This window comes from Acinetobacter sp. YH16052, from assembly GCF_013417155.1.
Classification (GTDB): domain Bacteria; phylum Pseudomonadota; class Gammaproteobacteria; order Pseudomonadales; family Moraxellaceae; genus Acinetobacter.
Genome location: NZ_VPEO01000019.1, coordinates 22860 through 35152, shown reverse-complemented (window position 1 = coordinate 35152; position 12293 = coordinate 22860). Strand labels below are relative to the sequence as shown.

General features: G+C 45.3%; 13 protein-coding genes and 1 pseudogene. 4 read left to right on the top strand and 10 right to left on the bottom strand.

What is annotated here, in order from left to right; genetic code table 11:
* Window positions 1–495 carry a transporter gene (locus FTV42_RS12610; RefSeq protein WP_145758465.1) on the bottom strand — a complete coding sequence of 165 codons (495 nt, stop codon included), beginning with the start codon at window positions 493–495 and terminating at the stop codon, window positions 1–3.
* 290 nt (window positions 496–785) lie between these two features.
* Window positions 786–1448: pseudogene (locus FTV42_RS12605) on the bottom strand (IS1595 family transposase).
* Window positions 1449–1557: 109 nt separating this feature from the next.
* Between FTV42_RS12605 and FTV42_RS12600 the strand changes: the two are divergent.
* From FTV42_RS12600 to FTV42_RS12585, 4 genes are all read left to right on the top strand, one after another.
* Window positions 1558–2160, top strand: coding sequence for a hypothetical protein (locus FTV42_RS12600; RefSeq protein WP_253174939.1), 603 nt, complete (start codon window positions 1558–1560; stop codon window positions 2158–2160).
* A 140-nt stretch (window positions 2161–2300) separates the two neighbouring features.
* A complete protein-coding gene (locus FTV42_RS12595) occupies window positions 2301–2873 on the top strand; it encodes a nuclear transport factor 2 family protein (RefSeq protein ID WP_180038963.1) in 573 nt (190 codons plus the stop codon).
* Entirely contained in the window at window positions 2849–3349 is a 501-nt protein-coding gene (locus tag FTV42_RS12590) for a chalcone isomerase family protein (RefSeq protein WP_180038962.1), read from the top strand. The genes FTV42_RS12595 and FTV42_RS12590 overlap by 25 nt, the downstream gene beginning before the upstream one ends.
* Before the next feature lie 11 nt (window positions 3350–3360).
* The gene (locus FTV42_RS12585; protein WP_180038961.1) at window positions 3361–4047 is read left to right on the top strand and encodes a response regulator transcription factor; all 687 of its coding nucleotides are present in this window, start codon (window positions 3361–3363) and stop codon (window positions 4045–4047) included.
* A 5-nt stretch (window positions 4048–4052) separates the two neighbouring features.
* Here the strand turns inward: FTV42_RS12585 and FTV42_RS12580 are convergent, their stop codons facing one another.
* The 8 genes from FTV42_RS12580 to FTV42_RS12545 all read right to left on the bottom strand — a co-directional run bounded on the left by FTV42_RS12580 (window position 4053) and on the right by FTV42_RS12545 (window position 12234).
* Window positions 4053–5387: a HAMP domain-containing sensor histidine kinase gene (locus tag FTV42_RS12580; protein ID WP_180038960.1), complete on the bottom strand. Its 1335-nt coding sequence runs from the start codon at window positions 5385–5387 to the stop codon at window positions 4053–4055.
* A 39-nt stretch (window positions 5388–5426) separates the two neighbouring features.
* Window positions 5427–6476 carry a cyclopropane-fatty-acyl-phospholipid synthase family protein gene (locus tag FTV42_RS12575; protein ID WP_180038959.1) on the bottom strand — a complete coding sequence of 350 codons (1050 nt, stop codon included), beginning with the start codon at window positions 6474–6476 and terminating at the stop codon, window positions 5427–5429.
* Window positions 6477–6484: 8 nt separating this feature from the next.
* The gene (locus tag FTV42_RS12570) at window positions 6485–7264 is read right to left on the bottom strand and encodes a DUF1295 domain-containing protein (protein WP_180038958.1); all 780 of its coding nucleotides are present in this window, start codon (window positions 7262–7264) and stop codon (window positions 6485–6487) included.
* 25 nt (window positions 7265–7289) lie between these two features.
* Entirely contained in the window at window positions 7290–8486 is a 1197-nt protein-coding gene (locus FTV42_RS12565) for a cyclopropane-fatty-acyl-phospholipid synthase family protein (protein WP_180038957.1), read from the bottom strand.
* Complete coding sequence (locus tag FTV42_RS12560) at window positions 8483–9277, bottom strand: DUF1365 domain-containing protein (protein WP_180038956.1); 795 nt, start codon at window positions 9275–9277, stop codon at window positions 8483–8485. Before FTV42_RS12560 ends, FTV42_RS12565 begins: the two co-directional genes overlap by 4 nt.
* A gap of 9 nt (window positions 9278–9286) precedes the next feature.
* Window positions 9287–10570 (bottom strand): NAD(P)/FAD-dependent oxidoreductase, encoded by a 1284-nt coding sequence (locus FTV42_RS12555; protein ID WP_180038955.1) that lies wholly within the window; start codon window positions 10568–10570, stop codon window positions 9287–9289.
* Window positions 10567–11553: an acyl-CoA desaturase gene (locus FTV42_RS12550; RefSeq protein ID WP_180038954.1), complete on the bottom strand. Its 987-nt coding sequence runs from the start codon at window positions 11551–11553 to the stop codon at window positions 10567–10569. The genes FTV42_RS12555 and FTV42_RS12550 overlap by 4 nt, the downstream gene beginning before the upstream one ends.
* A 132-nt stretch (window positions 11554–11685) precedes the next feature.
* A complete protein-coding gene (locus FTV42_RS12545; protein WP_180038953.1) occupies window positions 11686–12234 on the bottom strand; it encodes a lipocalin family protein in 549 nt (182 codons plus the stop codon).
* Window positions 12235–12293: the final 59 nt, after the last annotated feature.

The window sequence follows — 12293 nt, the reverse complement described above, 5'->3', positions numbered from 1 at the left end:
TTACCATAATTTTTCAGGGTAAAAATTGATTTTCAGGTTTCGTTCTAACTTGAGCTTGAAGTTTTTAGGCAAACCAAAATATTTTTTATAAGTTCTTTGAGTCAATTTTTTAACACAACGCTGCGGTTTTGACTCCACTCTCATATGTTCTGATAACTTCAGACTTAAGGCCTCGGACAATTGAGTAAAAAAACAAGTAAATAGCACAGCATGCACCTCTTTATGTTGGTGCTTTTTAACCTCTTCAGTTTCTTCAGGAGCTACATCAATTGTATCGAGTAACCACTTTAAAATTTCAAATTCATCAACGTCTTGATTGTCTTTTGCTGCTTGGTCAAGCATTCTTTTGATTTCATCATCCATCTTATTTTTAAGATCCAATACAAAATCTTGAATAAAATCTGGTAAATCTAATATCAAAACGTAACTTAACTTGGTGAAAACTTCAGTTAGAACTTCAGGTGTTTTTTTTGCATGCCCAATTTTTTCTATCATGACTCTCTCAATCGATACTGGCTATACAAGCTCAATACAGTTGAAATGGTTAATTTCTAAATTTACTACTTAGGCCCAACAGAATATCTTTAGCCTAAAAATACCGATTATGATGTTATATGTTTATATCCAGCTAACACAGAACAGCTCAATGAGTTAACGTGATATATCACGTAATAACTTTACCATTTGATTTTCCAATATCAAAGTATCGCGATGTCTATATAAGGTTTATCAACAAATCAAAATATTTAAAATTAGGCTCTAGACTAGCAGATTTGCACTTAGTTTTACCTAATGAGGTCCCACAACTCTGTTGCTAGCTCATTAGGCTCCCTCATCCAGCGCCATTCTGTTTCTTTAAGATGATAATCAAAATACTCTTTTGATATACCGTTGAACTTTGCTAGCCTTCTTTTACAAAAGCTCCAGAATGACTCTATTCCATTTATATGACATTGTCCTCTGGCAAATTCATTCGCTCCATGATTTACTCTAAAATGCTTTGAGTAACCAACATCTACCAAACCATTGTATCCACGCTAACCATCACTATAAATTACACTTTCAAGTGCAACTTTACCTAAGATAACTTGTTGTAATGTAGTCTTTTTACAATCAGGGACTATTTCTGTATAAACTCGACCATTCCTTTCAAATATTCCAAATACAGGTTGTTTTAAAGTACCTCGACCTCGCTTCAACTTCCCATGAAAACCACGTTGTCTTTTTGCTCCAAAATAGCTCTCATCAATTTCAATAGAACCTACAAACTTTGCTCTTAAATCTGTTTGATGATCGTAGATTGCTTCTCTAAAAAGCATGTACCAATAGTTGATGGTATTACGGTTCAAGTTAAGCAATAAGGCTGTTTTAGAAGCAGGAATATCAATGCAAAAGCACTGAATAATTTTTTTAATCTTATAGTTACTTAATTTGCTGTTTTCTATCATGATTCTAGACTAACATATCTATTCTGCTAGTCTAGAGCCTTGCTATTTAAATATTTTAAGATTAATCAATGAGTTTCTGCATCAGCTGGAAATTTTATCGCAGCAACCGATGCTGCAGTTTAATCCGCATGCGCGTCTGTTCAAATATCGCTTAATTGCCTATTTAAAATTACTGGAACAACGTCGCACCCAAATCTTTGTGATTTTTCATGATGAGTTTCACTATCAGCAACAGGTGCTGGCCCTTTCAGCACCTACCCAGGAAATTAGAGAGCTTCTGAATGACACGCTTGAACAAACTCGCCAGATCCAGCAGCAAATACGCCAGTTAGAACGTGAAATACAAAATACCGAAAATCGCGGTTTTCTTAAACGGCTGTTTAAAAAACCTGAAAATCATGAATTAAAGATCAATGAACTCAAAAAGAATCTGACTGAGGTTCGCGATTATTGCTATCTCAGAATGATTGCCATGCAAAAGCAGGCCACTCAGGAAAGTGTGTATCTGGAAGCCAAGAATTTAATTCCGGTGATTGACGCTAAAGTGCGCCATTATGCTTTTGCCAATGGTGAAAATGGGGTGACACGTTTGCCACTTCTATTACAGTTACCCGAAGACCGGAATAGCTTCAATATGCAAAGCATTCTCGTGGCTTTAAATTATGAATTTCTGCTTTCTGCGAAAAGTTGGGGAATGTCAAAAAAGGCTTAGACAGGACTGAGGATATACACGTTACTCCATCATTAAAGAGCTTCTGTTTACTGCTCATTTAACAGCCTTTCATCCTCTTCACATTCTGTTCACGACTTTCGGCCTAAAGTATCAGCATAGACCTAATACGGATAGCCAATATGAAACATGTCAAAAAAATACTGCTAGCTACCTTGTCCTTACCGCTACTAGTTTTAGCTGGATGTAAAAGTATTCCTAGCTATTCAAGTGATTATGCAAAATCCAGAAACCAAATTCAGGGAACTGCGCTGGATCAGGCTAAAGCCCAAGACATCGGCATACGCTTTACCTCAGCATTTAATACTTTGGGTACACCTGCATTTATTGAACGAGCCGGATCACTCTATGCCGATCAGCTGTTTATTAACGATACCTTATCCCAATTTTCATCACGTCAAAATCTACTCCAACATTTTCAAGGGATGAACAAGCGTGTCAGTAACGTGAATGTCAAACTATTAAATACCTCCTATTACCAAGACTCTGCCTACGTGCACTGGCATATGACCTATGACTTTAAAATGTTTGGCACGACTCGAACTATGGATTCTTTTGGGATCAGTGAAATCAAAGTCAACAGAGACAATAAGATTATTTTCCAGCAGGATTTCTGGGATCCGGCCAATGGCCTGTATCGTTCTTTACCTTATGTTGGAGGAGCCTATTCATGGGTACTGCCATTCAAAAAGTAGTATTAAGTACGGGACTACTGATGCTCTGCAGTTTCAGTTCATGGTCACATGCCCAGAATATGAATCAGTGTGGTCGTGGTCCACTTTTGGTGGCTCAGAAACAGGTTGGCGTCGCCCGTTATTATGCTCAGAACTGTACAAAACCCTGGCAAGGCCAGAATATGCAGATTGATTTTTCCTATACACAGAATATTCCGGAATGGGCTTTCAAGCGTGCAGCGACCCATTTTCTGAAGCGTAATGAGCGAGAGTCTAAACACTTAATAGTATTAGATAGAATTACTCAGCTTTATAAGCCGGTAAAACCGGGTGATCTTTATCGTTTAAGCTATCAAGCCGAGACACAGACCCTGACCTTGATGCTGAATCAGCAGGTACTAGGCAATCTTCAGCATCCTCTAGCACAACAATATTTTAATATCTGGCTGGGTTCGCAGCCATTTAGTGCTAAATTAAAACAGCAATTATTGAATTAGTCTCTGCCGCTATGTCGAAACATTTTATCCTGATGGTCGAAGACCATTATGAACTGGCCTCTACCTTATGCGAGTTTCTGGAAGAACATGATTTTGTAGTGGATCATGCCCGCAATCTGAACGCTGCACGCCAGCTACTGAAACAGCAGCGCTATCATATTTTGCTTCTAGACATTAATTTACCTGATGGTTCAGGTTATGAACTGTGTGAATGGCTGCGTCATGAGGAAGGGTTGGATTTACCCGTACTGATGTTGACGGCGCGCGATACGCTGGATGACAAACTCAAAGGTTTTAATTCCGGCACGGATGATTATCTGGTTAAGCCCTTTGATTTTAACGAGCTGGTGGTTCGGGTCAAAGCTCTGATTAAACGTTCTTTAGGTGAGGTATCCAGTGGCCGGCTACAGATTCATGATCTGATTTTGGACCCGGCCAGACAGCAACTGACGCGAGCCGGCCAGACCATTGAATTACCCCCTATCCAGTTCAAACTCCTGAAATTGTTAATGCGTCATTCACCTAAGGTCCTAACCAAACAGGAAATCATGATGGAGCTTTGGGGAGATGCAGAACCGGAAAGCGATGCCCTGCGCAGTCATATCTATAATCTGCGTAAAATGGTTGACAAGCCTTTTGAGCAGAAACTGATTCATACCATCTCCGGTGTCGGTTTAAAGATTGCTTTAGAAGCCTAAGCTTTTCAGGCGAAAACCTCGTTCAAATACACCACTACAATCAGTCCGGTGGTCATTGTCAGATCAACATCCTGATGGGTGCTAAGATAATATTGCCGGTCAAACAGTTCCACCCGCCAGCCCAGCTGCTTGCACAGTTTCTGTACCAGTTGCAGACCAATGCCGTGCCCTTTGATTTCTAGTTGTAGTTGCTGGTCGGACAGTTCCTGAACTTTGGAGTTATTCGGTAAGGGAATACCCACTCCATTGTCAGCAATCAGCACTTTATTTTTTTGCAGAATGACATCAATTTCCGTGCCTTGCGAATAATTCAGTGCATTGCGCAGGATATTGCCAAACACCATTTTGGTCATTGACGGGTACATTTTACGCGGCTGTTCATCCAGGTCTTTTTGTAGGTCGATCTGCATGCCTTTGTTGTGGCTGACACTGTCCAGATCCTGTACCAGATTCTCCAGACATTCTGACAGCATAGTGGGCTCGGCTATCAGGGTGTTGGTGGTATTTCGGGCGATGGCCAGTAAGGTATCGACCAGCAGCTGCATGTCTTCAATAGTGTTGTGCAGGCGGGTAAAGGATTTGTTGTTACCATAGCGTGCCTGACACAGTTGCACATTGCCTTTTAAAATCGTCAATGGGGTGCGCAGTTCATGACTGACATCACCGGTAAACTCACGTTCACGCTGAATAAATGCACTCAAGACCTGATGGTATTTTTCTAATGCCTGCTTCAGGTATTCAGCTTCCAGATTGGAATCAGTGCGAATGTCCTGAAAAGGTGAAGCCTGATTTTTCTGATGTTCCCAGTCGATATGTTCCAGCGCATTGGCCAACCGGGTAATCGGAGAAAAATAACGTTTGGCGCGACGGTTCCACCACCACAATACGCTGTACAGCACGAACAAACTGACCATCAGTGGTGCCAGACCAAACAGCCAGACCAGTTTGTTGACGTTACTTTCGCCAAAGACCAGCAGCACATGCTGCCGATTTTTTTCACCGTAGACGGTCATGCGCTCTTTACCATCGACAAAATGCCGATTGACGCCCTGCTCGAACTGCATGTGCTGAAACTGCATAGGAGGGGTATCATACCAACGATAACCATATAGGTTTTTGGTGTCGGGAAGTTCGGCGGCCGGATTGCGTTCCAGCCGCTGCCAGTAGTGTGACATTTCCTGTTCCAAGGCGATGCGCAGCAAAAAGCCTTTAATCACCCAGGCACTACAGGCAATGCCAATCACCACCGACAAGGCAATGAATCCGATTTGCAGCCAGTAATAGCGGTTAAACACCTCACCCAGAGGATGATCGCGTTTGTCCCTAAACAGCTTTAACATTGATCAATTCCCCGTTGGCGCATCCGATTCAGCGTTTAATTATACGGCTTTCTTTTTAAACAGAAAGTGGCCGATCACCCACTCGTGTCCATGGTCATAACCGAATAATTCGGCACAGGCCATAAAGAAAATCCGCCAACGTTGCCACCAGATGGTAGCATCTGCGCCATAGGTCTGTTCAAACAGGGGCTGCAGCTCGGCCTGCTTTTGGTCCATATTCTCCAGCCAGGCATTTGCGGTGCGTTCATATTGGGTGCCGGCCCATTGCCAGTGCTGTTCCAGCTGCAAATGCTGCTGGAAATGCAGGAAAGTTGAAGCTGCCGGCATCAGACCGCCACTAAAGAAATATTTCGACATCCAGTCAAATTCATTTTTAACTTCAAATGGATAATGCAGGAAACGGTGACAGAAAATATGGCACCAGAGCAAGCCATCGTCTTTCAGCCAGCTGCTGATATTTTCAAACAGTTTCTGGTAGTTGCGCACATGCTCAAACATTTCCACCGAAACCACACGGTCAAAAGCAGCCGGTTCCAGTTGCAGTACATTGACATCACAGGTGACCACTGTCAGGTTCTGCAGTTTTTTCAGACGGGCCTGTTCCTGAATATACTGGCGCTGGGTTGAGGAGTTCGACACTACGGTAATCCGGGCGTTAGGATAATGCTCGGCCATATACAGACTGAGTGAGCCCCAGCCACAGCCAATTTCCAGAATATCCTGCCCGTCCTGTAGTTGCGCACGCTGGCAATAGCTGGCCAGTGCGGCTTCTTCCGCCTGATCCAGTGTGGTATGATCATGTTCAAACAGGCTGGCGCTGTATTTCAGCCGCTTGCCTAGCACCGCCTGAAAAAATGCGGTGGGCAGTTCATAGTGCTGTTCATTGGCTTTGTCGGTCTCGATGGCAATTGCGCTGTTTTTCAGCATATGCAGCACATCCATATAACGCTGTGCCGCCAGTGCCGGGTCAAAGCGCCCTTCCTGTGCCAGACGTTTTTTGCTTAAAGTGCGAATGCCTGCGCGAATCACGGCATCGGGCAATTTACCCTTTTCAACCAGTTTTAAAGATTGTTGAATCATAAAGTCCATGTATTTACCTACTCTTTGGGTGGCCACGGAATAAACATTGAAGTTCGTCGTTGATAAGCTTTGTAATTTTCGCCGCGATGGGCCAGTGCCTGTTGTTCACTAAACGGAATGCCGGTAATGTAGTACAGAAACAACCACATCAGCAGCGGATAGAGCCACAGTTCATAGACTCCTGCCGCTAGACCGAGAACCGGATAGGCAAACCAGTGTAACCATTCAAAAAAATAGTTCGGATGACGTGAGTATTTCCATAAGCCCCGATCCAGGGTTTTGCCCTTATTCTGGGGATCCAGCTTGAAGCGGTAGAGCTGCTGGTCGGAAGTACTCTCCCCGATCAGCGCCAGCAGCATGATCATGCCTGCCACCAGTACGGTATAGGGGGTCCAGTCATTCCACTGCTGGACCGGAATATTAAGCAACTCCAGCATCGGATAGGAAAACAGTGCCACCAGCCCGGCCTGAAACATAAAAAAGGCCAGAAAACCGAGATGCTGATAATCTCCCATGGCCCTGCGCATATTGGCATAGCGGGTATCTTCTGCAGTTTCACTGGCATAACGGCGCAGCAGATGCCAGGTCAGGCGTAAGAACCAGATTCCGCTGAACACGCCCAGAAATACCCGGATCAGCAGCGGTGCAGTTTCCATGACCCAAGCAGGGATGATGACATTGAGTGCAATACAGAAACTCCAGGCCACATCCACCAGTCCGGCACGCTGGTTATAGGTCACTAGCAGCCAGCTACAGAACATGATAAAGACATTCAGCACCAGTAAATTCAGCAGCATAACAGCCCTCCTGTTTTATCTTGGCTTAGTAAGCACTGGCTTCGAATAACAGATGCACATCACTGATTACGCCTTCGCGGAAACCACCTTCGCAATAGCACAGATAAAAATCCCACATACGGATAAAGGACTCATCAAAACCAAGCCCCATTACCTGATCACGTTGCTCCAGAAAACGTTGGCGCCAGCAGTGCAAGGTTTGGGCATAACTCTGGCCGATATCTTCCAGATGCTTGAGACGCAGTTTTTGCTCGGAAGCTGCTTGGGTCATGACACTGATGCAAGGAATAAAACTGCCCGGGAAAATGTAACGCTTGATATAGTCCACGGTATTCAGGGCTTTGGCATAGCGGGCATCTTCAATGGTGATGGCCTGAATCAGTGCCAGACCATTCGATTTCAGCAATTCACGGCATTTGTTGAAATATATCGGTAAATACTGCTCACCTACAGCCTCGATCATTTCAATCGACACCAGCTTGTCATATTTGCCTTCCAACAGACGGTAGTCTTTCAGCTGGACATCCACGCGATGGGATAGTCCGGCTGCCTCTATTCGCGCGACCGCTTCATCATATTGTGCTTGGGAGATGGTAATGGTGGTTACCTTACAGCCATAATGCAGTGCTGCGTAAATGGCAAAACCACCCCATCCGCTGCCAATCTCAACTAAATGATCCATCGGTTTCAGCTGCAGTTTCTGGCAAATCAGTTCTTTTTTATAATCGGAGGCCTGTTCCAGACTCATGCCCGGTTCTTTAAATACCGCACTGGAATACATCATGCTGCTATCTAGGAACAGCTTGAAAAAGTCATTGCTCAGGTCATAATGCTCGGCAATATTTTTACGGCTGCCATCAATTGAGTTTTTGCGGGATTTGTACCAGGTCTTTAACAGGAACTGACTGGCCTTGGCCAGCGCATTCTGGTTCATCCGGTCCAGCACATCACGGTTACGCGCCAGAATGCGAATCACATTGACCAGATCTTCACTGCTCCAGTAGCCGCGAATAAAACCTTCAGCAGCACCGAGTACGCCATTACGGAACAGCAGATCCATCAGCCTAGCATCATGCACCTGAATCACGGCATACAAATCACTGCTCTCTCCCACAATCCCGTTCCAGGCGCCTTTAAAAATCAGCTGACCATGACGTAATTTCAGCAGATGGCGCAGTACCACCGGCATTGTGCTTTCTTCTCCCATAAACAGTGTTTTCATCGCAATGTGTTTCCTTTTTCTTTTTTAGGATGTCGGTAAAATGGAATTTTCTTCTTCCACAAGCGAAAGGCATGCAGATAAATTCCACCGACCATCCTGAAGGGCTCAAGAACTTTCAGCACAGCATAGCGATGCTGTTGTGAAGGAACTGTGATGGCTTGCAACGAAAATTGCATGGTGGCATCAAATTGCAAGATTCCTTGCTGAAACAGCTGCATATGAATCACATTGTTTTGATCGGAAAAGCTGAAGCGCCAGCGGTAATCCAGCGCCATCGGCATGAATGGCGACACATGAAAGGCCTTCTTGAAGTCAAACTGGTGACTTTGGTACGGTGCATATTCAGTTGCATTGTGCCGACAGTCGTGAATATAGACCTGACGTTCATTCCACGGTGTATTGGTAATTTCACTGAGGACAAAGATCAGCTGGTCGGTGGCATCAAAGACCAGATAAAACACCACAGAATTAAAGCGAAAGCCGAGTGTACGCGGCAGAGCCAAGACCCGGATGGATGCGGCATGCGCTAACAGGTAGTTTTCCCGCTTGATCAGCAGACGTGCGACCTTCTGCCGAATCGAACCACATTCCATGGTCAGAAAATCACGTTCGTCCAGAGTGAGGAAATTCCAGCGATTGCAAGACCAGAGCCAGGATTTTTGGGTAAAGCTTGAGAGCTGATCCGGATCAAAGTATAGATAGGTCAGCCGGGTCTTAAAAGCATGCGCTTTAGGCAAGAAACGGCGATGCCGGATTTCCGCAGAGGCAATCGCCAGTGGAAACATTTGCATCATATCCTCCTAGGCGGCCTGCTCGGTCTGTTTTAAGAGCTGATCGACCACCCACGCAGCGCTACGGGCACCATCTTCATGAAAGCCCCAGCCCCAGTAAGCGCCACAGTATGAGGTGCGGTTCTGGCTATTGATCTCGGCCCAGCGTTCTTGTGCTTCAATCGCGCAGGCATCAAACACCGGATGACGGTAATGCCGTTCGACCCAGACCTTTTTAGGATCCAAGGCAAAGTTAGGATTCAGGGTGGCAAGAACCTGAGTCTTGCATTGCAGGTTTTGCAACTGGTTCATCCAGTAACTGAAACCATAGTGCATACCGCTGTGCTGGAATGGCGTCTGTTCAGCTGCCTGACTTGGGGTGACATGCACATGCCAGCTGGCCCATTGACGACGGGATTTGGGCATGATGCGGGTATCAGAATGCACCACCATGCGGTTAGCCTGATAGCGGAACTTGCCCAGCACGTCCAGCTCCTGCACTGTCGGGTCTTTAAGTAATTTCAGGCTGTCGTCAGCATGACTAGCAAAGATCACCCAGTCAAAACGCTCACTGCCCTGTGCTGTTTCAACCAGTACATCATTGGCACTACGGGATACCTGATGCACAGCAGTTTTGCGGAAAGTAATATTGGCCTGGGACTGAATCGCACGAACGTAGCGAGCCGATCCACCCTTGACTGTAAGCCATAAGGGCCGGTCTTTCAGTTGCAACATGCGATGGTGCTGGAAAAAGCTGACCACAAATTTATAGGGAATCTGTCCGGCTTGTTCCACCGGACAGGACCACAGCGCCCCACACATCGGATAGAGATGTTCCTGGCGGAAAGCTTCGGAATAGCCATGTTGATTTAAATACTCATCAATACTGAGCTGTGCATCGACCTGCTCCACATCCAGATCTTTATTCGCCGCATAGAAACGGAAAAGATCCGACAACATCGCGCGAAAATCTGCGTTAAAAAAGTTTTGCGGTCGGAACAACAGCGAGAATTTTTTTGACGGATTGTACTGCAAGCCGCTGACCTGATTATTCACCGAAAAGCCCATGTCACTGCTTTGTGATTGAATCCCAAGTTCTTTCAGCATTGCACAGAACAGCGGATAGTTATGCTCATTGAACACAATAAAGCCGCTATCCACCGCGACCTGTTCACCGTCTATATTCAGCTGATGGGTATCGGTATGACCGCCGAAGTAATTATTCTTTTCGAAGACTGTGACTTCATGCACTTTGCTGAGTTTCCAGGCAGCATACAGACCGGAAATACCTGAACCAATAATTGCAATTTTCATGGTGATTCCTTCGATTGAATTTTTTGAGTGCCTGCTGTAGCGGCTTTTTTCTGTTTTCGAGCCTGAGCTATTTTACTGACTTCATAGACCCGTGCCGGAATGGGCTTGATTCCCCAGACCATTCCGAACCAGGACATGAGTTTTAGTAGGTAATAAGTCACATCAATCTGCCACCAGTAAAAGCCCTGCCGGGTACTTCCAGCATAATAATGGTGGTTGTTATGCCAGCCTTCGCCCAAAGTAATGATGGACAGGAATAAGTTGTTGCGGCTGTGATCATCCGTGTCAAAATCCCGGCTGCCATAATGATGCGCCAGTGAATTGATACACAAGGTGGCATGGATCAGTAACACGGTAGACACGACAAAGCCCCAGACCAGCAATTGCAGGCCGGACGTACCGAGTTGCGGCCAGGTGATGGCCAGCCAGTACCCGAGTGCATAAATTCCACCCGCGGTCAGCAGTACCACAATTAAACTGAAACGATCTAGCCAGATAAGTTCCGGATATTTCAGCCAGTCCTTGATCACTTCTTTACGCGTAGCAAAATTATATTCATTCAGAAACCAGCCAACATGGCTGTACCAAAAACCATGCGTGGAGGAATGCGGATCTTGCAAGGTATCGGTATAGCGGTGGTGATAACGGTGATGCGCCGCCCACCATAGCGGACCACGCTGTGCACTCATGGTGCCAATCAGCACAAACAGGAACTGTACCGGGCGGGAGGTCTGAAAAGTTTTATGCGACAGATAGCGATGAAAAAAAGCCGTGATGGAAAACATGCGGATCAAGTAGAACGCGAGCATAAAACCAAGCGCAAACCAGGATACCCCGACCCAGAACACAGCGAAACAGGCCAGATGCAGCAGAATAAAGGGCAAAATACGGATCCACCGAATCTTGCTATTTTCAGCAGTCAGTGTTTCGGTTGGTGTCGATATAGACCAGCTATCTATCCATTGCATCAGACTTTTCAACATGGACTCATCCTATTTCAAGCAACTGTCTTTATTTCATTTGATGAGTGTAATCAGTCAGATATGAATTTTATGTGAAGTGAAAAAAAAGCCGAACTGTAGAGAGATTTGGCAGTTCGGCAAAAGGGTAGCAGATTAATGGGGCAATTTGATTAACTTTGTGATGTCGTAACCATAGTGTTTCGCAGTCTCCAGATAGGACTGATAGGTTGCTTCGTCCAGTTGCGGTTCACGCGATAAAATCCACAGGTATTTATTACTCGGTCCACCGACCAGTGCGACTTTATATTCCGGATCCACTCTTAATATCCAGTAATGACCTTTGGTGAAGGGGATCCACCTTAAACCTGGCGGCAAAAAGCTGACCTTGAGTTTGCTATTGCCCTGATTTTGCGGATAGGCGACCCCTTCAGAGCTGATCATTTCACCATTTTCAATCCGGCAGCTATTTAGGACACGTATGGTCCGATCGGCCTTGACAGTGTATTGTGCCGAAATATCCGACACACATTTACGCTGAAAATACATCGGTAAATGCGCAATTTCATACCACTTGCCTGCATACTGTTGGATATCCACCTGATCGACTGCCTGAGGCGCAACTGTTTCCGCTCGAGTCAGCATGCTTAAGCTCATGAGGGTCAGTGCCGTAACCGCAAAAACTGACTTGAATAGAATATTCATTTTTAAGCCTTAAATGATTTCAGGACTAAGATAACCCAGGTGGATGTGAACAAAGCGTG

Bases quoted from the DNA above. Each gene is read 5' to 3' on its own strand.
- FTV42_RS12575 (WP_180038959.1), bottom strand. From the start codon at position 6,476: ATGGACTTTATGATTCAACAATCTTTAAAACTGGTTGAAAAGGGTAAA.
- FTV42_RS12570 (WP_180038958.1), bottom strand. From the start codon at position 7,264: ATGCTGCTGAATTTACTGGTGCTGAATGTCTTTATCATGTTCTGTAGC.
- FTV42_RS12545 (WP_180038953.1), bottom strand. From the start codon at position 12,234: ATGAATATTCTATTCAAGTCAGTTTTTGCGGTTACGGCACTGACCCTC.
- FTV42_RS12600 (WP_253174939.1), top strand. From the start codon at position 1,558: ATGCTGCAGTTTAATCCGCATGCGCGTCTGTTCAAATATCGCTTAATT.
- FTV42_RS12585 (WP_180038961.1), top strand. From the start codon at position 3,361: ATGTCGAAACATTTTATCCTGATGGTCGAAGACCATTATGAACTGGCC.
- FTV42_RS12595 (WP_180038963.1), top strand. From the start codon at position 2,301: ATGAAACATGTCAAAAAAATACTGCTAGCTACCTTGTCCTTACCGCTA.
- FTV42_RS12580 (WP_180038960.1), bottom strand. From the start codon at position 5,387: ATGTTAAAGCTGTTTAGGGACAAACGCGATCATCCTCTGGGTGAGGTG.
- FTV42_RS12550 (WP_180038954.1), bottom strand. From the start codon at position 11,553: ATGTTGAAAAGTCTGATGCAATGGATAGATAGCTGGTCTATATCGACA.
- FTV42_RS12565 (WP_180038957.1), bottom strand. From the start codon at position 8,486: ATGAAAACACTGTTTATGGGAGAAGAAAGCACAATGCCGGTGGTACTG.
- FTV42_RS12590 (WP_180038962.1), top strand. From the start codon at position 2,849: ATGGGTACTGCCATTCAAAAAGTAGTATTAAGTACGGGACTACTGATG.
- FTV42_RS12610 (WP_145758465.1), bottom strand. From the start codon at position 495: ATGATAGAAAAAATTGGGCATGCAAAAAAAACACCTGAAGTTCTAACT.
- FTV42_RS12560 (WP_180038956.1), bottom strand. From the start codon at position 9,277: ATGCAAATGTTTCCACTGGCGATTGCCTCTGCGGAAATCCGGCATCGC.
- FTV42_RS12555 (WP_180038955.1), bottom strand. From the start codon at position 10,570: ATGAAAATTGCAATTATTGGTTCAGGTATTTCCGGTCTGTATGCTGCC.